General features: G+C 67.9%; 19 protein-coding genes. 2 read left to right on the top strand and 17 right to left on the bottom strand.

Going from position 1 to position 22,852, the window contains the following annotated elements:
* The first annotated feature begins 23 nt into the window (after positions 1-23).
* Entirely contained in the window at positions 24-731 is a 708-nt protein-coding gene (gene pseF / locus WC969_13135) for a pseudaminic acid cytidylyltransferase (protein MFA6030795.1), read from the top strand.
* Here pseF and WC969_13130 read toward each other — a convergent pair.
* Genes WC969_13130 through WC969_13110 form a run of 5 tightly spaced genes read right to left on the bottom strand, consistent with a single transcriptional unit; the run spans position 701 to position 6,748 of the window.
* On the bottom strand, positions 701-3,103 hold the full coding sequence (locus tag WC969_13130; GenBank protein ID MFA6030794.1) for an oligosaccharide flippase family protein: 2,403 nt from the start codon (positions 3,101-3,103) through the stop codon (positions 701-703). The genes pseF and WC969_13130 overlap by 31 nt on opposite strands.
* Positions 3,100-4,008 carry an NAD-dependent epimerase/dehydratase family protein gene (locus WC969_13125; GenBank protein MFA6030793.1) on the bottom strand — a complete coding sequence of 303 codons (909 nt, stop codon included), beginning with the start codon at positions 4,006-4,008 and terminating at the stop codon, positions 3,100-3,102. The genes WC969_13130 and WC969_13125 overlap by 4 nt, the downstream gene beginning before the upstream one ends.
* Positions 4,005-4,718: a sugar phosphate nucleotidyltransferase gene (locus tag WC969_13120; GenBank protein ID MFA6030792.1), complete on the bottom strand. Its 714-nt coding sequence runs from the start codon at positions 4,716-4,718 to the stop codon at positions 4,005-4,007. Before WC969_13120 ends, WC969_13125 begins: the two co-directional genes overlap by 4 nt.
* A gap of 1 nt (position 4,719) precedes the next feature.
* Positions 4,720-5,712, bottom strand: coding sequence for an SDR family NAD(P)-dependent oxidoreductase (locus WC969_13115; GenBank protein MFA6030791.1), 993 nt, complete (start codon positions 5,710-5,712; stop codon positions 4,720-4,722).
* Positions 5,713-5,731: 19 nt separating this feature from the next.
* The gene (locus WC969_13110) at positions 5,732-6,748 is read right to left on the bottom strand and encodes a putative sugar O-methyltransferase (GenBank protein MFA6030790.1); all 1,017 of its coding nucleotides are present in this window, start codon (positions 6,746-6,748) and stop codon (positions 5,732-5,734) included.
* A gap of 159 nt (positions 6,749-6,907) precedes the next feature.
* On the opposite strand from WC969_13110, the gene WC969_13105 reads away from it, so the two are divergent.
* Positions 6,908-7,888 (top strand): radical SAM protein, encoded by a 981-nt coding sequence (locus tag WC969_13105; GenBank protein ID MFA6030789.1) that lies wholly within the window; start codon positions 6,908-6,910, stop codon positions 7,886-7,888.
* A 33-nt stretch (positions 7,889-7,921) separates the two neighbouring features.
* On the opposite strand, the gene WC969_13100 is transcribed toward WC969_13105, so the two are convergent.
* The 12 genes from WC969_13100 to WC969_13045 all read right to left on the bottom strand — a co-directional run bounded on the left by WC969_13100 (position 7,922) and on the right by WC969_13045 (position 22,852).
* Positions 7,922-8,818 carry a class I SAM-dependent methyltransferase gene (locus tag WC969_13100; protein MFA6030788.1) on the bottom strand — a complete coding sequence of 299 codons (897 nt, stop codon included), beginning with the start codon at positions 8,816-8,818 and terminating at the stop codon, positions 7,922-7,924.
* 41 nt (positions 8,819-8,859) lie between these two features.
* Entirely contained in the window at positions 8,860-9,798 is a 939-nt protein-coding gene (locus tag WC969_13095) for a glycosyltransferase family A protein (GenBank protein MFA6030787.1), read from the bottom strand.
* Positions 9,795-10,703, bottom strand: a complete 909-nt coding sequence (locus WC969_13090; GenBank protein MFA6030786.1) for an SDR family oxidoreductase — start codon at positions 10,701-10,703, stop codon at positions 9,795-9,797. The genes WC969_13095 and WC969_13090 overlap by 4 nt, the downstream gene beginning before the upstream one ends.
* Positions 10,700-12,499: a hypothetical protein gene (locus WC969_13085; GenBank protein MFA6030785.1), complete on the bottom strand. Its 1,800-nt coding sequence runs from the start codon at positions 12,497-12,499 to the stop codon at positions 10,700-10,702. The genes WC969_13090 and WC969_13085 overlap by 4 nt, the downstream gene beginning before the upstream one ends.
* Entirely contained in the window at positions 12,496-14,238 is a 1,743-nt protein-coding gene (locus WC969_13080) for an ABC transporter ATP-binding protein (protein ID MFA6030784.1), read from the bottom strand. The genes WC969_13085 and WC969_13080 overlap by 4 nt, the downstream gene beginning before the upstream one ends.
* A complete protein-coding gene (locus WC969_13075) occupies positions 14,235-16,088 on the bottom strand; it encodes a hypothetical protein (protein ID MFA6030783.1) in 1,854 nt (617 codons plus the stop codon). The genes WC969_13080 and WC969_13075 overlap by 4 nt, the downstream gene beginning before the upstream one ends.
* A complete protein-coding gene (locus tag WC969_13070) occupies positions 16,075-17,031 on the bottom strand; it encodes an NAD(P)-dependent oxidoreductase (protein ID MFA6030782.1) in 957 nt (318 codons plus the stop codon). Before WC969_13070 ends, WC969_13075 begins: the two co-directional genes overlap by 14 nt.
* Positions 17,024-17,755: an acylneuraminate cytidylyltransferase family protein gene (locus WC969_13065; GenBank protein ID MFA6030781.1), complete on the bottom strand. Its 732-nt coding sequence runs from the start codon at positions 17,753-17,755 to the stop codon at positions 17,024-17,026. The genes WC969_13070 and WC969_13065 overlap by 8 nt, the downstream gene beginning before the upstream one ends.
* On the bottom strand, positions 17,752-18,798 hold the full coding sequence (locus WC969_13060; GenBank protein MFA6030780.1) for an N-acetylneuraminate synthase family protein: 1,047 nt from the start codon (positions 18,796-18,798) through the stop codon (positions 17,752-17,754). The genes WC969_13065 and WC969_13060 overlap by 4 nt, the downstream gene beginning before the upstream one ends.
* Before the next feature lie 10 nt (positions 18,799-18,808).
* A complete protein-coding gene (locus WC969_13055; GenBank protein ID MFA6030779.1) occupies positions 18,809-20,164 on the bottom strand; it encodes a glycosyltransferase family 2 protein in 1,356 nt (451 codons plus the stop codon).
* A 91-nt stretch (positions 20,165-20,255) separates the two neighbouring features.
* On the bottom strand, positions 20,256-21,695 hold the full coding sequence (locus WC969_13050; GenBank protein MFA6030778.1) for a hypothetical protein: 1,440 nt from the start codon (positions 21,693-21,695) through the stop codon (positions 20,256-20,258).
* Positions 21,692-22,852 carry a LegC family aminotransferase gene (locus tag WC969_13045; GenBank protein ID MFA6030777.1) on the bottom strand — a complete coding sequence of 387 codons (1,161 nt, stop codon included), beginning with the start codon at positions 22,850-22,852 and terminating at the stop codon, positions 21,692-21,694. Before WC969_13045 ends, WC969_13050 begins: the two co-directional genes overlap by 4 nt.

Below are 22,852 nucleotides of genomic sequence, written 5' to 3'. Positions count from 1 at the left end.
CATAACGCCTCGAGGCAACGGCAATGAGCTCAGTGGCGATTATCACCGCGCGCGGCGGCAGCAAGCGGATCCCCCGCAAGAATATCCGGGAGTTCCTGGGACGTCCCATCCTCGCGTATACGGTCGAGGCGGCGATGAAAGCCGGCTGCTTCGACGAAGTCATGGTCTCGACCGACGACGAGCAGATCGCGGAGACGGCGCGACGTCTCGGGGCGGAGGTCCCATTCATGCGTTCTGGGAGGGCTTCGGACGACCACGCATCGACCGCAGATGCGGTCCGCGAAGTCCTCGAGTGCTACGCGGATGCGGGCCAGAGCTTCGATTTCGCCTGCTGTATCTATCCGGCGGCTCCGTTCATCATTCCAGAGCGCCTCCTCTCCGGATACCGACTCCTCTCCGGGAGTACGGCGGACTCCGTGGTCCCGGTCGTCCGTTTCGGCTACCCGATCCAGCGGGCGCTGCGAATCGAGCATGGGAGGCTCGCCATGATCATGCCGGAGAATCTCACGGCCCGTTCCCAGGATCTCGAGCCGGCGTATCATGACGCGGGACAATTCTACTGGCTCCGCGTCGCCAACTTCCTGCGCAGCGGGAGACTCTTCGCCGAGCACACGCTGCCGCTGGAGCTCCCCGAGTCCGAGGCCCAGGACATCGACACGGAAGAGGATTGGAAGGTTGCGGAGCTGAAGTACCGCCTGCTTCAGTCCTCGCGCGGGGCGAGCACGACGTAGTACGCCAGCCCGAGCATGTAGGAACCGGCCAGCGCGGCGGCCGCCCCGGGGATCCCGAAGGCCGGGACCAGGATCCAGCCCAATCCGACGTTGCCGAGCCCTCCGATGAGGTTCCCCGTCACCGAGACCCGCAGGCCGGCGAAATCCCGTGCCGAGAAGACCGCTCCGATGATGCCGTGGAGCAGGATCAGCGCGGCGGTGAAGGCGAACAGCGCGACCCACTCCCAGCGCAGCGGGTAGTTCCGCCCGAAGACGAAGAGCGCGGCGAGCGCCGTGAGGATGAACAGGACGGAGGTCCCGAGCAGCAGCGGCAGGCCCAGCCGCCGCAGGGTCCCCCAGGCTTCCGACTGCCCGTCCCGGCTGCTGGCGAGCGGGACGATGACGGCGCTCAGGGAATAGAGCAGCGCCAGGCTGATCTGGGCCGTCGCGGTGAAATACGCGCTGAAGACCCCCACCTCGTGGGGCGAGGCGCAGCGGTGGAGCAGGAGCCGGCCGGGCGCCACGACGCAGGCTGCGGTGAGCAGGTTGAGGGTCGCGACCGCCGCGTAGCCCATCACGGTCTTGAAGGCTTCGCGGTCGAAGGCGGGGCGGAGGAAGCCGCGCAGGCTCCCTCCCGCGTAGGCCGCGGCCCCCAGCAGGCTCAGGCAGAGCGCAGCGATCATGACGCGGTAGTCGCGAAGGCCTCCGAGGAACAGCGCGGTCATGATCACGGGGGCGGAGAGTCCGTAGACGATCTCCGCGATCCCGCGCTGGGCGAAGCGCCGCAGGCCGAGCAGGGGGCTGGAGACCACGATGTAGACGGCGGTGCAGAAGGCGAAGATGATGGCGTAGACGAGCGTCTCGTCGGGCACGCGCAGCGTCGTCGCCAGCAGCTGATGGCCCAGCATGAAGGCCGCCAGGCAGAGGAACGCCCAGAGCGCGAAGACGCTCAGGGTCGTCGAGATGAGGAGGCGGCGGCGCTCCTCTGAGGGCTCGGCGGAGGGGAACTTGCTCAAGGCCAGCGGGAAGCCCAGCATCGGCGCGATCTGCAGGAAGGCGGCCGCGGCCACGACGAGGTTGGCCTTGCCGAACTGCTGGGGGCCGAGGATCCTCCCCGCGACCATCTGCGTGAGAAGGGTGGAGGCCTTGGCCAGACCGTAGAGGAGGCCGATCCAGGTGAAGCCCTGGAGGAAGGCTTGGGCGTGCTTTCCCTCCCACCAGCGCTCCCGGCTCTGCGGCTCGGCGAGGACCGCGGGCGCCGACTCCCAGGCCGCGCGCGCCGTCTCCCGGAAGCGGCGGAACTCGGCGGCATGGGTATGCTCGCGGGCCAGCGCGATGCGCGCGCGGCGCAACTCCGGCGTCTCGGTCTCGGGAAGGCGGCGGGCGACGGCGGACCACTCGTCCGACGTCTCGGCGATGTGGATGAGCCCCTTCAGCGGCAGCAGGGAGGGCAGGGGCGTCGCGATGACGGGCCGGCCCATGGCGAGGCATTCGTAGATCTTCGCCGGGATAACCCCGAGGAGGAAGGGATTGATGCGATAGGGCAGGGCGAAGACGTCGAAGGCCTGGAGCCGGGAGACGAGGTCCTCCCGGCGCGCGGGCGGCAGGCGGGTCACGCCGGGCGGCAGCGGCGGCGGGTCGCCCTTGGTGAAGCCGCTCACGGTGACCGACAGGCCCGCCGCCGTCAGCGCCTCGAGGAGCTTGGGCTCGAGGTCCTGCCCCCAGGTCCCGTAGTAGCATGCCGATTTGAAGCCGCCCGACGGAGGGGCGGCTTCGAAGAACGCTTCGGACACCCCCTGGTGGATCTGCACGACGCGGCCGTGCTCGGAGCGCTTCTGGGCGAAGAGGAAGTCCGAGTCGCAGACCACGACGTCGGAGCGGCGCAGGAGCGCGCGCTCGAGGTCCAGGAAGTCGGCGGGCGCCTGCGGGTGGGCGCGGAAGTTGGAGGCGCAGTCGTAGACGACCGCGCGCGGGGCGAGCAGGTCCAGGAGTTCCAGGGTCGTGGCGGTGGGGAAGTAGCAGACCACGAGCGGATGTGGCCGCATCCCCATGTGGCGGAGCTGGGCCGCGAGCTGGGGGACGAACAGCGCGCGGTTGGAGTCGCGGAAGATCCTCGTCGTCGGAGGAAGGATGCGCGGCGGGATGACGTGGAGGCCGGGGGGGATGCTGTTGACCCGACTCGTCTCCTGCGGGAAGACCGTGTGCTGCAGCTTCGCGCGCAGGCGCGGCAGGTCGGTGAGCCCCGGGTTGCGGAAGCCGGAGTTCTCAACGAAGAAGACCTCGTGGCCGGCCTCGGCGAACTGCGCGGCGAAGATCTGATGGCGCTGCCAAGCCGCGTCCCAGTCGATGCTGCTGAGGATGACGACCTGGGCCCGGTCGAACGCTTCGCTCATCCCCTTCGGCGCGCGCGGTACCAGTCCAGGGTGTCCTTCAGGCTCCGTTCGAGAGAGATGCGGGGCTCCCAGCCGGCGGCTGCCTGGAGCTTGCGGTAGGATCCGATCATAAGCGGCAGGTCGACGCGGCGGCGGAGCGCCGGGTCCGCCTCGAGGCGGACCTCCCTCCCGACGAGGCGGATGAGCCCCCGCAGGAGCTCTCCGACGGACACGGCCCGGCCGGAGCAGACGTTGTAGACGCCGGGCGCGACGGCGGGTCGGGCGAGGGCGGAAAGGGCGCGCGCGACGTCGCGCACGTCCACGAAATCCCGGCGCGGGGTCAAGCTCCCGACCTTCATCGTCGGCGCGTGCGCGCCGCGCTCGATGGCCGCGAGCTGTTCGGCGAAGGCGCCGAGGGCGAGACGCGGGGGGATGCCGGGGCCGACGGCGTTGAAGATCCGCGCCGTCACGATGGAGAGACCGTCCCGCTGGAAGGGCTCGGCGGCCAGCGTCTGCGCGAGCTTCGTCGCGCCGTAGAGCGTGAGGGGGAGCGTCGGGTCGTCCTCGCGCACGGGCCTGCCCGCGGGGACCGTCCCGTACTCGGCGGAGGAGCCGGAGAGCACGACGCGGGTCCCGAGGCCGAGCGGCCGCAGGGCCTCGAGGAGGTTCAGGGTCGCGCGGACGTGGAGGCTCCAGAGTTCGTCGAAGCTGGGCGAACCGGTCGTGCCGGCGAGATGGAAGACGAGCTTCGGGCTCAGGCGCGCCATGAGCCGCCGCAGGGCCTCGGCATCGAGTAGGTCGCAGGAGACGGCGCCGGCGCTGGGGAGACGGTCGAGGAGCACGAGGCGTCCGTGCGGCCGGCGTCGCAGCTCGGCGACGAGATGGGAGGCGAGGAACCCCCTGCTCCCCGTCACCAGGGTCGTCATGAGCGCAGGTAGCGGGAGCGCCGCCGCGGATCGCCGAAGAGTTCCTGGGCGGCCTCGTAGTCCTCGGGGCGCCCGATATCGAGCCAGTCCGCGCGGCTCCGGTAGCCCTGCACGCTTTCCCCCGCCGCCAGGAGGCGGGCGACGAGGTCGGGGATGCCCAGGGCTTCGTCCGGGCGGATGAAGCGCAGGACGTCGCGGCGGAAGACGTTGACGCCCATGCTGACGAGATATCGCTGCGTCGGCTTCTCGGTGTAGGCACGCAGGCGGTCTTCGTCATCGAGATGGAGGATGCCGAAGTCGGAGCGTGTCACGCGTTCGCACGCGCCCAGGGTCGCCGCCGCCTTGCCGCGCAGGTGCGCCTTCCAGAGCGCGCGGAAGTCGAGGGTGGTGAGGACGTCTCCGTTGATGGTCAGGAAATCGCTCTTCAAACCGCGGACCAGCTTGAGGGCGCCGGCCGTCGAGAGCGGCTCGGTCTCGCGCACGTAGCGCAGCTTCATCCCCCAGCGCCTCCCGTCGCCGCAGTAGGCTTCGATGAGCTCGGCCAGGTGCCCGGTGGAGATGACCGCTTCCTTGAAGCCGTGCGCGCGCAGCTGCCGCAGAACGACCTCGATGATGGGGTAGTCTCCGACGGGGACGAGCGGCTTGGGGAGGGACGCCGTGAACGGTCGCAGCCGCGTGCCTTTCCCTCCCGCCAGGATCACGGCCTGCATATCAGAGGTTGTAGAGGTCGGCCTTGTATTCGTCCCGATGGGAGCGGACGTAATCGACGACGCGCACGAGGCCTTCCTCGAGGGTCCAGCGCGGCCGCCAGTCGGCGAGGCGGCGGGCCTTCGCGTTCGCGCAGACCAGCTTGAAGACCTCGCTGCGTTTGGGGCGCACGCGGGCGGTCTCCCTGCGGATGGCGGTTCGGGCGCCGGTGAGGCGCAGGAGCAGGGCGGCCGTCTGCGCGATGGTGACCCCGCGGCCGGAGCCGATGTTCACGACCTCGCCCACGCAGCTCTTCGAGGCGGCGACGGCGAGGAAGCCCGAGACGGTGTCCTCTACGTAGTTGAAGTCTCGCACAGGGGTCAGCGAGCCCAGGTTCAGGGCGGGGACCCCCGCCAGGAGCTGGGCGGCGATGGTCGGGATGACGGCGCGGGCCGATTGCCGGGGGCCGAAGGTGTTGAAGGGCCGGCAGACCGCGACGGGGAGCCCGAAGGAGCGGTAGAAGCTCAGGGCGAGCTGGTCGGCCGCGATCTTCGTCGCGGAGTAAGGGGACTGGCCCTGGAGCGGGTGCTCCTCGTCGATGGGCGCGTAGCGCGCCGTCCCGTAGACCTCGGAGGTCGAGGTGTGCACGAGTCGGGCCGTGCGATGGCGGCGGCAGGCTTCGAGGACGTTGAGCGTGCCGCCGACGTTCGTCGCGACGTAGCTTGAGGGCGCGTGATAGGAGTACGGGATGGCGATGAGCGCCGCCAGATGGAAGACGACGTCCTGCCCCGCGACGAGTTCCGAGACGCAGGAGGGGTCGGTGATGTCCCCGGGACGGATCTCCACGCGGGTGGAGAGCTCCTTCGGGAGTTGCTCGAGGAAGCCCCAGTGGCCGCGGGAGTTGTAGCGGACCAGCGCCCGGACCCGGGCTCCCCGGCGGGCGAGCTCCTCGGTCAAGTGGCTCCCGATGAAGCCGCCCGCGCCGGTGACGAGGACCTTTGTGTTCTTCCAGGTCATAGAGGGTGTCTCCGAGAGCTCACTTTCGGACGCGCTCGACGCGGAAGAGCGAGGAGTCCGGGCGGTCCCAGCGAAGGACTTCGTACATGAACGGGTCCGTCTCCCAGAGAAGGACTTCATTGGGGCGATAAGGGTAGCAGAGAGGGTTGTTGTCGAAGCCCTTCATCGGCTTGCGGCGATTGCTCGTGACGATGTGCCCGCCGGTTCGCGCGGAGCGCTGGAAGAGGGCGAGGTAGCCTGCGACCTGCTCGCGGAGCATCTCCTGGAAGGAATTGATGTTGATGCAGAGGTCGAAGGAGTCGGCCGGCAGTCGGTCGGCGTCCTGATGGGGGACGAAGAAGAAGCCTTCCGAAGGGAGCGTCAGGGTCCCGTTCTTGTCGACGGGCGGTGCGAAGCGGACGGGGACGTCGGGGAGGAAATGCCGCACCGTACGGGAGGAGTAGAGCAGCATCTCGGGGAGGTCGACGATGACGTAGAGTCCTGCTCCGGTCCGCTTGGCGAGCATGATCGCGAGATTCCCGGTCCCGGCCCCGACCTCGAGGACGCGAAGACCGGTCTTCGGCAGCGAGGGGATCGAAAGTATCCGCTCGGAGATCCAGAACATCTGCGCCGTGTTGAAGCTGTCGGCGGCGATTCCCAGCGAGGCGCAGAAGCGGAGGTATCCGTTCCAGAGGCCGAGGCGCTTCATGAAGCGCGGGAAACGAGGGTAGCCCATCAGATGTTCGAAGGAGCGGGGATTCAGGTTGCGGTCCCACAGGATCCTCGCCGCACGCGCGAACAGGACGGAGACGATGAAGGTCGTCCACAACCAAGCCTTCTTCAATCGGATGGCAGGAGTCTCTGCGGTCGCGAGGAGGAAGTTATAGTTGCGGGTCATCTGCGTCTGGAAGAGAGAGGCGTCGTCTCCGGGGGCGTCTGAGGGGATGGGGAAGTCGCGGATGAGGCCTTCCCATAGATCGGATTTGGGCGATAGGATCTCGCCCTGCGCGAGCCGTCTGCGGAATTCCGTCCACTCTTTTGGGAACGTCTCGTCCATACGTGCGATTCTAACATTTCTCGCGTCGGCGGTCGATTTCGCCGGGAGGGCATCCCGAGCATGCCGCGGGGGCACAAGCTATAATATGGATGAAGGTCGGAGCGCTCGGCCCGCGAGGGCGGGCGCGGCCTCATTCGACGCGATTGAAGGACGGAGATCATGGACAAGCCAGTGGAGAACGTGGGATTCGAAGTCATCGGGAAGGTGCGCGCGCACCCGAAGGCCGCCGACCCGCGCTACATCGAGTACCGCCGGAAATGGGCCGCCAACCCCGCAGGGCTGATCGTTGCGGACTTCCCGATGCACCTGGACATCGAGGTCACCACGGCGTGCAACCTTCTCTGCCCCATGTGCCCGCGGACGGTCATGATCGAGAACGGGAGACAGCCCACCAGCTTCTTCCTGCCCTTCGACGTCTACAAGCGGATCATCGACGAGGGGGCCGAGAACGGGCTCTATGCCGTGAACCTCAATCTCTTCGGCGAGCCGTTGCTGCACAAACAGATCGTCGAGATGGTCGACTATGCCCATCAGCGAGGGATCGTCGACATCATGTTCCATACGAACGCGACGCCCCTGACCGAGAAGATCTCCCGAGGCCTCATTCAGGCCGGGCTGGACCAGCTCAACATCTCGCTCGACAGCTGTCGGGCCGAGCGCTACGAACGGCTGCGCAAAGGCGCCAAGTTCGACAAGGTGCTCGCCAACATCCGGCGGTTCATGGAGTTGCGAAAGGAACTGGGCTCTCCCCTTCCGCTGGTGCGCGCCCAGATGGTCTTGATGAAGGAGAACGCCGACGAGGTGGAGGAGTTCCAGGAGTTCTGGCTGAAGATCGTCGATTCCATCGGGATCCGGGAGTACCGTAACCCGCTGGGGCTGGAGTCCGGCGAGCGGGTCTACCGCAAGAGCGTGGACATCGAGGGCTTCACGTGTCCCGACCCCTGGCGACGGCTCGGGATCAATCAGGACGGTTCCGTGTGGCCCTGCTGCAAGAACAACGAGGGCGACCTGGTCGTCGGGAACATCTATGAATCCAGCCTCAAGGACATCTGGCACGGCGCGAAGCTCGAGGCGATCCGGAAGATCCACCGGGAAAAGCGGGCCGCGTGTCTCAAGGGCTGCCGGGAGTGTATTTCCTGAGGGTCCGGCAGCGGGCGCCGAATCGGCGGACGCTTAGGCGTTCTTCCTGAAGATCAGCGTCATCATGTTCCCCCAGAACGCGGGGCTTCGTCCGACTTCGTTGCGGCGGCCCTGCTGGATCAGCTGCAGATCGCGCCTGAGCTGCGCGTAATCCTCTTCGGGAGAGGCATAGGGCGTCTCGAGGTACGGATAGGCCTGGGCTTCGAGCTTCAAGCCGAACTCCCCGCACAGGCGGCCGAGCGTCTTGGCGCTGAAGCAGTAGATGTGCTGGATGGGGTCGAACTGGTTCCATTTTTCGCGGTAGGCTTCGGCGCAGAAGCTGTCGGTGTTCGGCGTCGCGGTGACATAATACCAGCCGTCCGGTCGCAGCAGTTCAGCGACGCGGCGGACCGCCATGCGGGGGTCCGGGAGATGCTCGATGACCCCGCGCATCGTTATGACGTCGTAGCTCCCTGGGATCAGATCGTCCTTCCCCAGCTCACCCTCCTGGATGACGGCGCCGATGGCGGGATTCCTTTCTCTGGCCAGGGCGACCGCGGCGGGGTCCTTCTCGATGCCGTGTTTGGAGAAGCCGTCCCCCAGCTTCTCCAGGAAGAATCCGGCGCTGCAGCCGACGTCGAGGAGTTCCCCGCGCTGGACGAAAAGGCGCAGAAAATCGCCGTCCAGCTCGTACATCCGCGAGCGCTGCTCCATCTTCTTCTTGTTCTTGAGGCGGAATGCGATGTAGTCGGTGTAGTATTTCGCGAAGCCCGCCTCCGTCAGGAACGGATCGATCCAGACGAGGCCGCAGCCGCGGCAGCGGACCGCATGAAAGACTCCGCTGCGCGCCCAGGATTCCTTCTTGTCCGAAGCGCCGCAGACAGCGCACGGACGCGGCTTCCCGAGGTAATTCTCGAACGGCGTGTAGTCGACTTCTTCGCTGCGTATCATGGTCTTTTCTCCCGGCGCGCCGGTGGATTGGGACGAGAAGTTCATGGCGCGGGTTTAGGGCCTGGGCGGACCGGTCTCCAGGCGAGGATCCACTGTACGGTCCGGACGAGGTTCTTCGCGTCGCAGGGGAAGGCACGGAGCATCTTGAGAGCGTACTCCGTGCGCTTGGACTGCGGGACGTCCGCAGCCAGGAGCTGGCCGAGCGCAGAGCGGTAGACCGCGGAGAGGCGTCGGCGCATGCGCAGGCGCTGGAGGAGGTCCGGGTGCGGGCCGAAGCGGGAGGCGAAGTGCTCGCGGAGCAGCGTCTCCAGGTTCCCGTGGTGGTAGTCGACGCGGCTCGATGCGGAGTCGTCGACGACGGCGTAGCCCGCCAGCGCCTCGTCGATGAAGTGGAAGCGCGCCACGCGGCTCAGGCGCATCCAGAAATCATAGTCCTCGACGGTGTTGAACTCGGGGTTCTCGCGGAAGCCGCCGATGGAGAGGGCCTTCTCCTTTCGGAAGACCGCCGCCGAGGGAGCGAGGGCGTTGCCCTTCAGGAGGAGCGTCTCGTACATGTCCGGAGCGGCCGGGCCCTTGCGTGCGGTACGGAGCCGGCGGCCGTTGCGGAGGATGTCGATATGATGCCCCACGAGGTCGACCTCCGGATGCTCGGCGAAGGCGCACATGCACTTGGCCAGCTTCTCGGGGTACCATAGGTCGTCGTGGTCGAGGAGGGCGATGAACTCTCCCCGGGCCGCGCGCATCCCCGTGTTGCGAGCCCCGGCGATCCGCTTGTTGGACTGGCGGATGCAGGTCCCGGCAAGTCCATGGCGAGAGAGAAAGGCGTCGACCACCGCCTTCGTGTCGTCGGACGACCCGTCGTCGACGACGACCGTCTCGTGGTCATTGAAGGTCTGCGCGCGGATGGTTTCGAGCGTCCCCACGATGAAGCGGGCGGCGTTGTAGGCCGGGATGACGACGGAGACTTTCGGGACGCTCAAGCCGTGATCCTCATGCGGGACTTCATGTCGGAGAGGCCCTCGGCGAGGGTCATCGGCGCGACGCCCAACTCCTCCTCCATCCGACGGGTCCGGAGCGTCGTGTTCGGCGGGCGGGGCGCGATGTCCGGGAAGTGCGTGCTCTTCACGCGGCGGATGAGGGCGGCATCGAGCCCGAAGGTCCGGGCCACCGCGCGGGCGAAGCGGTAACGGTCGACGGAATCCTTGCCCGCCAGGTGGAAGACTCCCGCGGGCTTTCTGCGCACCATCGCCCATAGGGCGCGGCCGCACTGGAGGTTGTAGAGCGGATTCTCGGTGACGTCGTCGACCATGTCGATGCGCTCTCCGCGCAAAAGCTTGTCGTAGATCCAGGTCGCGGTGTTCGGGCGGGTCACGGGGTGGTTCCAGCCGTACATGAGGATCGGACGCGCGATGGAGTAGGCGCTGAGGGTCTCCGCGACGAGGCGTTCGCATTCCGCCTTAAGGCGGCCATATTTATTCACGGGGTCGAGGGGAGCGTCCTCTCCGTAGGGCGGGCGCTTCCCGTCGAAGACGGCGTTGGTGGAGACGTAGGTCAGGTAGCGGTTCCATCGCCGGCAGGCCGAGGAGATGTTGAGGGTGCCGACGAGGTTGGATTCAAGGCTCTCCGCATAATGGCGCTGAACGTAGTCCACGCTGGCGATGCCGGCGGCATGGATGACGGCGTCGAAGGCGTGTCGGGCGAAGAGCTTCTCTACGGCGCGGCGGTCGCGGATGTCGAGGACCAGATGGCGCGCTTTGGAATCCCGGACTTTGTAGTCGCGCTGATGCAGGCTGAGGATCCTGAACCCGGGAGGAGCCGTCTCCTCCATGCCCTTGCCGAGCAGTCCCGTGCCGCCGGTGACGAGGATCGTCTTGATCGGGTTCATGAGGGACGCGCCTCCGCGGCCGAGGAATCCTCGGGACTCTCCGGTATTCTAGCAAAGGCTTCCGAAGGGCGCAGTTCCGCGCGCAACCGCACGAGGAAGCGCTCCGTGCTGCGGCCGTCGCGGGGGCCGACGAAGGCGTCGAGGGCGCGTTCCTGTCCGGCGAGCGCCTCCTCCTGCACCTTGCCAGGGTCCTTCAGGAACGAGCGGAGTCGTTCGCGCAGGGAGGACGGGTCGTTGGCGAGGAGGATCCCCCAGCGTCCGTCGCACGGGGGCGGGAAGGGCGTACGCGTGAGGTTGACGCAGAACACGGCCCGACGCAAAAGCATGGCCTCGATCAGAGCCGTCGAGACCGGACCGACGACGAGGTCGCTCTCGAGGATGAGCTGAGCGACGGATTCGGCCTTAAGGATCCGCACCTTCGGGAATCGGCGTCCGAGCAGGCGCCGGTAGCGTTCGAGGGATTCCGAAGGATGGATCTTGAAGGAGATCTCCCATTCCCCCGAATCAGCCGCCGCGGACAGAGTCTCCAGGGCGTAGCGCTCGGGGTCGATGGTCCTGGCGAGAGGAGAAAGCATGTTGACCGGGCAGCTCAGGGCGAGGAGCCGACGGAACGGGGCGGAGCGACGAGGGGCGGTCATGAGGTCGAAATGAGGGTTGCCGGTCCTTTCGATCCGAGGCCCGCGTTCGAGGCGGGCGCTGCCTTCGCGATAGATCCTCTCCTGCTCGGGGCCCCAGACGAGGAAGGTGGATGACTTTCCGTGTTCAGCGTCGAGACGGTAGTGGAAGGGCAGCCCGTGAAGGAACATCACGGAGGGGACGCCGTCCCTCCGTGCGAGTGTCTGCAGGAAGAACTGCAGCGAGGGCCCGTCGAAGGGAAGGACGAGGAGGGCGGGGCGGGAGCGTTCCCAGCGAGCTTGAAGCCGGAGCCAGCCCCAGGCAAGGGCTGGGAGCATGTCGGCGAACCACGCGTCAAGATGAGGGCGCAAGGGGGGGGGGACGCCGGGACCCTCGCGGGCCGCGCGCCAGCGAGCGCGAATGTCCTCCAGCGCCCGCGATTCGGCGGGACGAAAGGCCGGAGGGGTCCGATGTTCCAGCAGCAGACCGCCTCCTCCCCGAACGATCGTCGGGAGCAGCCGCCTGGAGGGGGAGTTCGCGAATAGCCAACGGAATGGGTGTCCCGATTCCGAGGCTCTGCGCCAGACGGGCTCGAGGACATGGTAGTAGCAGGTCCACACATCTCGCCGGCCGCGGCGCGCGGCGACCGCGCCGGCCGCGTTGACCGCGGCGCCCGCAAAACGCATGAGCGGCGCAAGCTCCATGGGAGGCATCCGCCAGGGCGGCGGCAGGGTCGAGCGGGCCGGGGCGGCGACCGTTTCGACGCGGAGACCGATTTTGCGCGCCTCCTCGTCGAGGACGTCCCGAAAGAGTCGAGGGACGCTGTCTTCGCAGCGCAGCACGGACGGCCTGCGGCGCGCGAGCGCCTCCTCGAGGGCGACGGAAAATTTGCATGCCGGGAACGCGAAATACAGCCAAAGGAGCCATTGATAGGACTCCCCGAGGGAAACGCCGGCGAAGAGCGTCATGTCTCCGTCCGCGTCGAAGCGCCAGCCGGCGGTCCAGTCGCGGCAGCGCTCCATGACCAGGTCGGCTCGATCGGAGGGGATTTCGTCCTCCCAGGCGCCCGCGTCGCAGAGTCCGCGCAGAGCGTCATAAGCTTCCCAGTCGCAGCAGAGGGCGCGGGCGTCCGGTCCGATGACGCGACGGCCCGGACCCGCGGCGATGTGGAGCGTGCTCAAGGGACGGGGTCCCGGTGGGGATGCGCGGCGTCCAGCCGGATGACGCGGGGGTCGACCGCCGAGAATGCGGCCAGGTCGTGCGAGATGGCGACGACGAGGACGCCGCGGCTGATGGCGGCCACCGTCTCGAGGAGCGCGTCGCGGCTGGCGCCGTCGAGGCCGTTGGTCACTTCGTCGAGGATGAGGCAGTCGGCCCCCTGCGCCAGGGTCGCCGCGATGGCCAGTCGCCGCTTCTCCCCGCCGGAGAGGGAGCGTCCCGCCTCCGCGACCTCGGCGTCCAAGCCGCCCATCCGTTCGACGAAAGCGGCGGCTCCGGCCTGCTCCAGAGAGCGGCGGAGATCCGCCTCCGGAAGCCCTTCGCGGGGATCGAGGTTGAAGCGCACCGTCCCACGGAAAAGGTGGATGTCTTGCGTGACGTAGCCGATGCGGGCGCGATAGGCGCGTGCGGAGTAGCTGCGTCCGGAGCGCCCCGCGTAGTGCACGCTCCCCTCGCTCGGCTCCAGGAGGCCCGCGATGAGATTCGCGAGCGTGGTCTTACCGCAGCCGGATGGACCGCTGACGAGGATGATGCGCCCGGGTTCCAGCGTCTCGTCGAGATCGTGGAGCACGGCGCGCTTCTTGTAGGTATACCCCAATCCCTCGAGCCGTATCCCGCGTAGGGGCTCTGGGAGGGGTTCGCGGGGGGGCTCGGGAAGGAGCGCGCAAAGACGATGCAGGGGCGCGACGCAGCCGGCCAGCCGGGTGAGGTTTCCGACCGCCGCAACCAGGCCGTTGAGCTGGGAGACCGCGCGGTAGCCCAGCACCCCGACGCTGCCCATCACGTGGAGTTCTCCGGTCAGCGTGTGTCCGTGCCCTCGGGTCCAGAGGTAGTAGGCCGCCATGAGGATGGGGAAGAGCAGGGGGTTGAACGCAGCGATGAGGCCCGTGTAGTGGCCGATGGAGACTTCGGTGTTCGTGTAGGCCTCCTGTCGCCGCGTGCCGGCGCGCAGATGCGGGGATGTATCCCCGAAGGCCTTGATCTGATAGAGGCCGGAGAGACGCTCCGTGATGTCCGCGGCGAAGCCCTGCCGGGCCAAGGTCAGGTCTCCGGAGAGAAGCGCCTGACGGGAGTAGAGGGACTTGAGCACGAACCAGGCGGGAAGTGCGACGAGCAGCCCGATCCCGGTCAGGCCGGGGGCGACGGCGAGAGCCATGCCGCCGAGCATGAGGAAGGTGATGAGGCTGAAGCCCGCACGGGCCGCCGACATCACGAACTTGGAGAAGACCGCCGCTTCCTCGGTGAGCGTGCCGACCAGCTGCCCGACGTGGAGGTGGCGCAGCTGTTCCCAGCGTCCCGTTATGACTCGGGACAAGCCCTCCTCCTGGAGGCGGCGGCGCAGTTCGGCGGCGAGCATGGCGTCGAGGCTCGTGGTCAGCGCGGTGAGGGCGGCCCTCGATAGGAAGAGGGCGGCCACGAGCTCCATCATCGCGTCGGGTTGCGCGAGGAGCGGGGAACGCAGGAGGGGCTGGAGCAGCGCCATGTCGGTCTCCGCTCCGGCCATTCCGACGCGGGAGGAGAACATGTTGACGAGGAGCACCCAGCTCAGGCCGTCGACGACGGCGCTGACGGGCGTGAGCAGGTAGCAGAGCCCCAGCAGCGTCCAAGCGCGGGCCGTTCCCAGTTGGAAGTCCCGGCAGACCGAGAGAGTCTCCTTCCAGGGCCAGGCGGAGTTGCGGATGTCGGCGTGCGTGGTGCTCATAGGGTCGAGAGGAACTCCTTCCATCGCGCGGGCCAATCGGATGCGTGCCAGCCGTAGGCGCGGCTGAACGCCTCAGCGGCCGCGCGGCGCTCGGGGTCGCTCATCCATGCATCGGGGGCCGACTTGAAGGCATCGAGTTCGGCGAAAAGCGCTTCGATACTGCGGTGCACCCAGCCGGTCCTTTCGAGCCGCGCGAAGGCTGCGGCGGCCGCTGGGTCTTCGCGGTTGTACACGCGCGGCCAGTAGACCATCGTCGGGATGCCGCTCGCGAGGCACTCGAGGAAGCCGGTCCCGGGCTGGTCCCAGAGCACGATCCGGCAGAGGGAGACCAGTTCCGGGGTGAGTCCCTTGTCGAAGCGGTCCCAGAGACGGTAGCGGTCTCCGCCCAGGCGTTCGAATTCCTGGAACTGAGACTGGAAGAGTCGTACGGTCTCCTTGTTGTATGGCTTATGGAGGATCCGGACGTTCCGACGCGCCGCTTCGCGGAAAAGGTCCGCGAGGGAGGCCAGATAAGCCTCGGCCGTGTCGATGCGGGAGATCATCCCGCCCGTCGGCGCCGGCGAGAAGGGCTTGATCTTGTTGCTCATGAGCAGCAGGTCGAAGGACGGCGCGGCGGAGGAACGGGCCTTGGCCCAGAAGCGAGCCCGCTCGCTCAGCCAGGGGCTGGGCAGGGGAGTTACACGGGGATCTTTCGCCGCGAGGGCGTCCGGCAGTCTCGTCCATCCCCAGGAGACGTAGTCGTCGCAGAGGGGATACTCGAGCTCGCAGGCGTCGACGAAGTTCTCAAGGTAGCCGTAATGCCCTCCGTGCTGGCAGCCGACGACCCGCATCCCTAGTGCGTGCGCTGCGGCGATCATGTAGGTCGAGCGGGTGTCTGTCGTCTCAGCGACGAGAAGCGGGCGGTCGCGCAACGGGGAGAGGATCCGCGTGCATCGGCCCAAGCAGGACGGCATGCTCTCGAGGAAGGAGGACGGGAAAAGGTCGGAGACGTAATCGATGAAGGCTCGCAGGGCTCGCGTGCGCGTCGCGGGGGCCTCGATACCCGATTCCAGAAGGAACGCCTCGAGGGCGGCCCCTGCGGCTGCGAGGGCAGGCTGCAGAGTCCCGGTGCGCAACGTGGTGTCGCGCGGCAATGTCGGCACGGGCCAGTCATTCGGAAGGGCGTGGAGACGGCGGAGGTAGAAGCCGTTCTCCTTGAGCGCGTCGGTGCTGTAGGCCATCGACAGGGTCGGGATGCCGCCGCAGATACGCGAGAGCCCGTGCCCAAGGATCCTGCTCAGCGCTTTCCGGGTCCAGGCCGCGGGACCGAGGGCGCGCTTGAGCTTGAAGTTGAGGTTCACGGGGGCGTCGGTCGATGGAGCGGGCTCCTCCGGCTCGAAGGGGTTCTCGCGGCCGTCGACCGACAGCCCCCAGACCGGGGCGAGCCGGCGGAGGATGCCCTGGTTGAAGGCCGGCGATGACAGGGCCCCCGCCATGAAGGCCTCGATGTCGGGGGGGGGCGGGAGTTCCGTCCCTCCCCAGACCGCGAGCGGGACGGTGCGCCCGCGCAGCAGGCGGTCCATGCGCAGGAGGCGGTCCATGAAACAGTGGGTGAGCGGGACGATTGTGCGGCGCGTCAGCACCGCGGCGGCGGGTTCCGGGACTCCGAGGCGGTGCGCCAGCGCCGGTCCGGCGGCGGCGGTCAGCGCGGCGTAGAGTCGAGATGCGTGGGTCGAGAAGTCCAGGAGTTCGTCGAGAGAGAAGGAGACCCCGCCGCCTTGCGGCCCGGGGAAGAGCGAAACCGTTCCTGCACGGGAGGAGGGGGCCCGCGCCAGGAGCAGCTCCGTCGCGGTGTTTTCAGCGGTGCTCATCGAAAAAACGGGCCAGTTTGCGCGCCGCGTGGGTGAAGGCCTTCTGCTGCCCGTCGATGGACATCCCGCCGCAGTGCGGGGTGATGATGATGTTGCGGTGGGTGCGGGCGTACTGCACCACGGGGTGCCGGCTCATGTCCCCTTCGATCTCGCCCTCGAGGACGTCGAGGCCGGCGCCCTTGACCTTGCCCGACTCCAGCGCCGCCAGCAGGGCCTCGTCGTCGATGAGCCCGCCGCGGGAGGTGTTGATGAGGTAGACGCCCGGGCGCATGCGCTCGAACCAGGAGCGGTCGACCATGCGGCGGGTCTCGGGACGCAGGTGCACGTGGAGGGTGATGATCTCCGAGCGCTTCAGGAGCTCGTCGAGGGAGACCTGCTCCACCCAGGGCTCGGCGATCTTCACGTTGGGGTCCGTCGCGAGGACCTTCATGTCGAAGCCGCGGGCGAAGCGCGCGTACATCTTCCCCAGGCGGCCGTAGCCCACGATGCCGACGACCCGGCCCTGGAGCTCGCGGCCGCGGAACTTCGTGTAGTCCCAGCCGCCCTCGAGGACGGACTGATAGCTCCAGGGCATGTTGCGCACGATGTCGAGGGTCAGGGCGAAGGCGTGTTCGGCGGTGGAGGTGATGGTCTCGAGGACGGAGAGGTCCTTCGTCAGGGAGAGGACCTCGACGCCGCGGCGGGCGCAGTAGTCCTTGTCGATGTGGTCGGTCCCCGTCGACGGCGTGCTGATGACCTTCAGCTTCGGCGCGGCGTCGACGATCTCCTGGTCCAGCATCATCTTCGTGTTCGGAAAGATCGCGTCCACGTCGGCGAGGAGCGGGAGGATCTCCTTGCGCGGCGGGTGGTCGAAGTAGAGGACCTCTCCGGCCGCCTCCAGGACACGGCGGGTCTCGGGGAGATGGTCGATGGGCGCGGTGACCAATATGCGGGGTCTAGGCATGCGAGCGCTCCTTGGCGGCGATGAGCTTCTTCATCAGGAACTCGGCGGCGTGCCAGTCCGCTTCGTCGTCGATGTTGACGTCGCGTTCCGGCGGGAAGACGTAGGGCCGCGAGTCGGCGGTGCCGTAGCGGCGGTCCTGGACCATGAGGACGTCCCGCTTCATCGCGTAGATGGAGCCGTTGCGGATGTAGGCCGGGGGCGTCAGGTCCTGGCGGCGGGAGTCGAGGACCTCCGGTACGCAGAAGTCCACGATGCGGTCGTCCTCGATGCGCTTGATGCGGGCGGGGTGGTGGTCGTAGAGGCGCGCCATCCCGATGACGGAGTCCGCGCCCGTGGAGACGAGCTTCTCGAGGGCCGCGTCGATGTCCTCCGCGGTCTTGAAGGCGTGCGTGCACATGAGTTCGATGACGAAGTCGTAGCGGCAGCCGTCGCGGCGCTCCATGAACTCCACCGCGTGCTTCAGGCAGTCTTTGGAGGAGGCCGTGTCGGTCGAGAGCTCGGGGGGGCGCAGGAAGGGGACCTCGGCCCCGTGCGCGCGGGCGACGTCGGCGATCTCCGCGTCGTCGGTGGAGACGACGTAGCGGGTGATGAGCTTCGAGCGCAGCGCCTCGCGGATCGTGTAGGCGATGAGCGGCAGACCCGCGAGCGTCCGGATGTTCTTGCGGGGGACGCCCTTGGAGCCGCCCCGGGCCAGCGTGACGGCGAGCACGCGGGGCGAGCTCACGCGTCCTCCAGCATGTCCCACGCGAGCAGGGTGTCGGCGGGGATGTCGACGCGCGCCTTGCGCTCGAGGACGCGGCTCTTCTCGAAGGCGGGGATGCCGGTGCCGGGGTTGCGCAGGCAGAGCATGTCCGCGGTGACGCGCTGGCCCGCGCGGACGGACGTCCTCGTGGCCCAGGAGACGTGGTACTTGTCGCGGGTGACCTGTTCGACGGGCAGCAGGGTCTTGCGGCCGTCGCCGAGGGAGAGTTCGATCTCGCGGATCTGCCGCACCATGAGCTTGAGCTCGTCGGGCGCGACGGAGAGCTTGTGGTCGAAGCCGGGCATCGCGCGGTCGAGGGTCACGTGGCGCTCGACGATGCCGGCGCCGCGGGCGGCGGCGGCCAGGGTCGCGAGCGTGCCGAGCTCGTGCCCGGAGTATCCCACAGGGACGCCGTAGCGGGCCCGGAGCGTGTCCATCGCGCGGAGGTTGGCCTGCTCGGGGGGGGTCGGGTAGGAGGAAACACAGTGCAGCAGGGCCAGCGGCGAGCCGCCGCGTTTGAAGATCTCCACGGCCCGGTCGACCTCCTCGAGATGGGCCATGCCCGTGGAGAGGACGACCGGCTTGCCCAGCGCGGCCGCGCGCTCGAGGAGCGGGAGGTTCGTGAGACTGTGGCTGGCGAGCTTGTAGGCGCTCATCCCCAGGGACTCGAGGAACTCGAGGGAGGGGATGTCGAAGGCGGTGCAGAAGAAGGGGAGCGCGTGCTCGCGCGCGCAGGCGATGAGCTCGCCGAACTCCGCGCGGTCGAACTCGAGGTGCTCGCGGATCTTCCGGTAAGTGGCGCCGAAGGCCGGGAAGCGCGCGTCGGGCGCGTCGAGGACCTTGCCGACGGCGAGCTCGGCCACCTCGCGCTTCTGGAACTTCACCGCGTCGCAGCCGGCGTCCTTGGCGGCGGCGATGAGCTTCTTCGCGATCCCCATGTCCCCGTTGTGGTTGAGCCCGGCCTCGGCGATGATGAAGCAGGGACGCCCGTCCCCGATCGTCTTGCCCAGCAGCGTCATGTCCATGGGTCTGTCCTCAAGTGCGGAATAGGGAAGAGCCCTGTTCGAGGGCGATCTTGATGACGGCGCGGTCGAAGGGGTCGTTGGCCCGCATGGAGCAGAGCTTGTCCTCGAGCGGCACCAGGGCGACCGCCTCCCCGAGGAGCTGCCCGCGGCGGATGAACTCGCTGCGGGAGACCGTCCCCAGTCCGACGAGGCCCCGCTGGAACGGCTTCTTGGTCCCGTGCGGCTGGAATCCCGCGTCGCTGCGCACGATCCGGCCGCCGGAGTCGCTCCAGGCGGCCACATAGTCCTTCATGGTCGGGACTACGCTGTCGAAGTCGGAGTGGGAGAACTTTCCGAGGAGGTCGTCGAAGAAGCCTTCGGGGCGGAAGGGATGGAGACAGTTGACGTAAAGGACCGCGTCGTAGTGGCGTTCACCGGTCTCGCACTGCGCGAGCGCGTACTGCAGGACCTGCTCCGCGCCCACGTCGGTCTGGCCGAGCGGCGCGGGCCGGGGGAGCGGACGCGCACCCGCGCGGCGCGCGGTGTCCAGCGCCGAGGCGTCCTCTGCGATGACGGCGACGTCGCCGACGAGCCCGCAGGCGCGCACCTGCCGGATGCAGCGCTCCAGGAGGTCCTGGCCGGCCACGACGGGGAGGGGGCCGAGCACGGGCAGGATGGCGAGGATGTCGAGCTTGTGGGCCTCCGAGCGGGAGGGGCGCTCGTCCTCGGGCGTGAGGGATTCCAAGATGCGGACGACGTTGCGTGCGCGCTCCTCGTCGCCTCCCTGGTGGATGCCGTGGTGGTGATAGACGGCGGCCTCCGGCTCGTAGGCCAGGCGCAGGCCGGCCGCGACGACGGCCTTGCCCCAGATGCGGTCCTCGATGTTGGTGGCCGCCTCGTCGAAGGGTATCCGCTCCCAGACCGAGCGGCGGAACATGCTGTTCGCGTTGTGGAAGAAGCTGTCCTTGACCTGGATGCGGTGGTCGAGGCCGAAGGTGTTGATGAGGTCGCGCTTGTCGAGGTCCGAGCTGTAGCTCATGGGGAGCTGGCGGCCGTAGACCCCGGCGATGGCGGGGTCGGCGAAGTTCGCGTGCAGGCGGGAGAGCCAGTGTTTGTCGTGGGGGATGCAGTGGGCGGAGAGGCAGGCGATGAACTCCCCGCGGGAGGCCCGGATCCCGGCGTTGATGGCCTTGCCGGGGAGGAACTCCGAGAGGGAGACCGTCTTGACCGGGAACTTCGAGGCGATGGCGAGGGTGTGGTCGGTGCTCTCGTTGTCGACGAAGACGACCTCGAAGTCCTTGAAGTCCTGCCGGAAGACCATGCGCAGGCAGCGGCCGACCCAGCGCTCCTCGTTCTTGGCCCGGATGACGACGGAGACTAGGGGCATCGCGCCAGCGTCTCAGGGAGCGGTTTCTGGAGTATGTTCATTTAATGAACATTATAGGAAATGCCCCCCCCCGGTTCAACGCGAGAGATAATCAGGCGCCCGGAGAGCGGGAGACGGGAAGGTCGGTCCCGAGGACCCGTGCGATGCGCTCCATCGTCCGGCCGTCGATGGCGCTGTGGCGGGCGCGCGCGGCTGCGGGGATCTCGTCGAGCTGCATTTCGAGCAGCGAGAGGACGCGCCGTTCGAACACGCCGAAGTCGCCTCCCGAGCCGGTGAGTTGGAAACGGGCGTCAGGACAGAGGGTCTCGGCGGGATCACCGGAGTAGTTCACGAAGAGAGTCTTGCATCCCAGAGCCATGGCCTCGAATCCGAGGGAGGATTCGAACGTGACGGCAAGACGCGCGGAGAGGACGTTCCTGTAGGAGGAGCCGTGGCCGTCGTTCTCGAGGACCTCCACCGTCGTCGGGCAAACCTTTGCGACTGCATCCAGGACCGCGCTCCTGCGCGGGTCGTCGGCAGCGTAAGGGCGCAGCTGGACGGCGACTTTTCGCTCGGGATGTCTCCGCGCGAATTCGCCGACGTGCGCGAGCAGCCGCAGCAGCGCCCTCCCGGAGTCCGCGCAGAGCCCGTTGTGCGGGAAGACCCCCTGGTCGATGAAGAGCACGTCCCAGCGCGGGATCGGACGTTCGGCGAGAAGGCCTTGGAGCAGAGAATGGCGTTCGTTGAGATAAAACGCCCCCACGCATGGGAAGGCGTCTGCGCGGGTCCCGATCACAGAGAGGATCTCGGCGTATGCGGTCCCGAAGACGCAATAGACGTCGGCGCGTCCGAACGCGAACAGGGGATGGAGGTTCCTGTCTCCGTTCTGGATCACGACCCAGGAGCGGCCTCCCCGTCGACGGAAGGCGAGCCAACGGGCCGGATGATTGAGGTCGTCCATCGGAGTGATGAAACGGCTGCAGGGATAGCGGGCGAAATGGCCGCTGGCCGCCGCGTGGATGGAGACCGCCTGGCGGAACGCCTTGATGAGCCGCAGGCCGCGGCGCGGGATGAAGGGAAGCAGGAGGACGCTCCAGAGCGGGGCCAGGAGAAAGAGTCGGGCGATGTCCCCCGGCGCGGCGACGGCGGTCGTCGGAAGAGTCGAGCGTTCGCCGGGCGGGGGGGGTGAATCGTCTCGCGGAGACAGCCGCTTCGTCCCGGGGAGGGTGCGGTACAAGGCGGAAAAGAACCGGTCGAAATGCCCGGCGGTGAGGATCTCCATCTGGGAATCCGCCGCGGCCTCGGCTCGCCATCGCCAGGTCTTGCACAGCAGACGCAACGGCAGAAGGGGCAGGCCGAAGAGCGTGATGAGCGGGGGCTCCGGGGCGTCGTAGGTGTTCTCGGGGAGCGCGACGCAGAAGATCTTCTTGATGAGTTGGTCCAGCTCGACGCCTTCCGCCCCCATGAACCATCCGAGGGTCCTGAACAGGATGCTGCGGCGCTGCGCGGCTGCGAATCCCTCCGCATCGGCGATGAACGGCGGCGGCTTCACGCGCAGGCTTCCTTCCGGATCGCGCGGCAGGTCCGCTCGACGTCTTCATCGGGGAGGTGGGCGCTGGAGGGGATGTTGAAGCATTCCCGCCAGAGGGCCTCGGCCCGGGGGCAAGAGCCCGCCGACTCGGAACGGAACACCGGCTGCAGGTGGCAGGGCGTCCAGGGCGGACGCGTCTCGATACCCTCTCGGTCGAGGGTGGCGCGGAGTCGTGCGGCGAGTTCCGGCGTCGCCGCGCGCACGGTGTTGAGCCAGAAGTTGCTGCGGCAGCCTTCGGGCTCCCAGATGAGGGAGACGCCGGGGATCCCCGCAAGACCCTTGCGATAGCCTTCGGCGATGCGGCGCTTGCGGGCGAGGGCGTCGTCGAGCCTCTCGAGTTGGGCCAGCCCGAGCGCTGCGCTCAGGTTGGTCAGGCGGTAGTTGTAACCGACCTCGTCGTGGAGGTAGGTCGCCGGGTCCTTCTTCGCCTGTGTCGAAAGATGGCGGACGCGTGCGGCGAGGGCATCGTCGTTCGTCACGACCATGCCGCCGCCGCCGGTCGTGATGATCTTGTTGCCGTTGAAGCTGAGTGCGGAGAGACGCCCGAAAGCGCCCATGGCGCGGCCGTTCCGCGTAGAGCCCAGCGACTCGGCGGCGTCCTCCATCACCGCGATACCGTAGCGGCCGCAGAGCTCCAGCAGGAGCTCCATGCGTACCGGGTGACCGAAGACATGCATGGGGACGCAGGCCGCGATGCGGCGGCCAGTCTCACGGTTGCGGCAGGCACCCCCCGGCATGAGTTCGGCGTGCCTTTCCAGCCAGTCCCGCAACGCATCCGGGTCCATCCCCAGCGTCGAGGACTCGGAGTCGACGAAGCGCGGTACGGCTCCGACGTAGGCCACGCTGTTGGCCGTTGCGATGAAGGTGAGCGAAGGAACGAGGACCTCGTCGCCCGCGGCGACGTCCAGGACGATCAATCCCAGATGCAGTGCCGCAGTCCCGTTGACGACTGCGACGGCATGGGAGACTCCCAGGCGGGAGGCGAGGGCGTCCTCGAATCGGGTGATGAATGGGCCGCCGGAGGAGACCCACCCGGTGTCCAGGCATTCCTTCAGGTAGTCCCATTCCCGGCCGGCGAAGGAGGGTTCGTGGAGGGGGACGCGGGGGATCGTTTTCAT

Source organism: Elusimicrobiota bacterium (genome assembly GCA_041660925.1).
In the GTDB taxonomy this organism is placed as follows: domain Bacteria; phylum Elusimicrobiota; class Elusimicrobia; order UBA1565; family UBA1565; genus JBAZUV01.
The sequence above is the reverse complement of the archived record's forward strand: the minus strand, read 5'-3'. Positions and strand labels throughout refer to the sequence as shown.

Bases quoted from the DNA above. Each gene is read 5' to 3' on its own strand.
- pseF (MFA6030795.1), top strand. From the start codon at position 24: ATGAGCTCAGTGGCGATTATCACCGCGCGCGGCGGCAGCAAGCGGATC.
- WC969_13130 (MFA6030794.1), bottom strand. From the start codon at position 3,103: ATGAGCGAAGCGTTCGACCGGGCCCAGGTCGTCATCCTCAGCAGCATC.
- WC969_13125 (MFA6030793.1), bottom strand. From the start codon at position 4,008: ATGACGACCCTGGTGACGGGGAGCAGGGGGTTCCTCGCCTCCCATCTC.
- WC969_13120 (MFA6030792.1), bottom strand. From the start codon at position 4,718: ATGCAGGCCGTGATCCTGGCGGGAGGGAAAGGCACGCGGCTGCGACCG.
- WC969_13115 (MFA6030791.1), bottom strand. From the start codon at position 5,712: ATGACCTGGAAGAACACAAAGGTCCTCGTCACCGGCGCGGGCGGCTTC.
- WC969_13110 (MFA6030790.1), bottom strand. From the start codon at position 6,748: ATGGACGAGACGTTCCCAAAAGAGTGGACGGAATTCCGCAGACGGCTC.
- WC969_13105 (MFA6030789.1), top strand. From the start codon at position 6,908: ATGGACAAGCCAGTGGAGAACGTGGGATTCGAAGTCATCGGGAAGGTG.
- WC969_13100 (MFA6030788.1), bottom strand. From the start codon at position 8,818: ATGATACGCAGCGAAGAAGTCGACTACACGCCGTTCGAGAATTACCTC.
- WC969_13090 (MFA6030786.1), bottom strand. From the start codon at position 10,703: ATGAACCCGATCAAGACGATCCTCGTCACCGGCGGCACGGGACTGCTC.
- WC969_13080 (MFA6030784.1), bottom strand. From the start codon at position 14,238: ATGAGCACCACGCACGCCGACATCCGCAACTCCGCCTGGCCCTGGAAG.
- WC969_13075 (MFA6030783.1), bottom strand. From the start codon at position 16,088: ATGAGCACCGCTGAAAACACCGCGACGGAGCTGCTCCTGGCGCGGGCC.
- WC969_13070 (MFA6030782.1), bottom strand. From the start codon at position 17,031: ATGCCTAGACCCCGCATATTGGTCACCGCGCCCATCGACCATCTCCCC.
- WC969_13060 (MFA6030780.1), bottom strand. From the start codon at position 18,798: ATGGACATGACGCTGCTGGGCAAGACGATCGGGGACGGGCGTCCCTGC.
- WC969_13055 (MFA6030779.1), bottom strand. From the start codon at position 20,164: ATGCCCCTAGTCTCCGTCGTCATCCGGGCCAAGAACGAGGAGCGCTGG.
- WC969_13045 (MFA6030777.1), bottom strand. From the start codon at position 22,852: ATGAAAACGATCCCCCGCGTCCCCCTCCACGAACCCTCCTTCGCCGGC.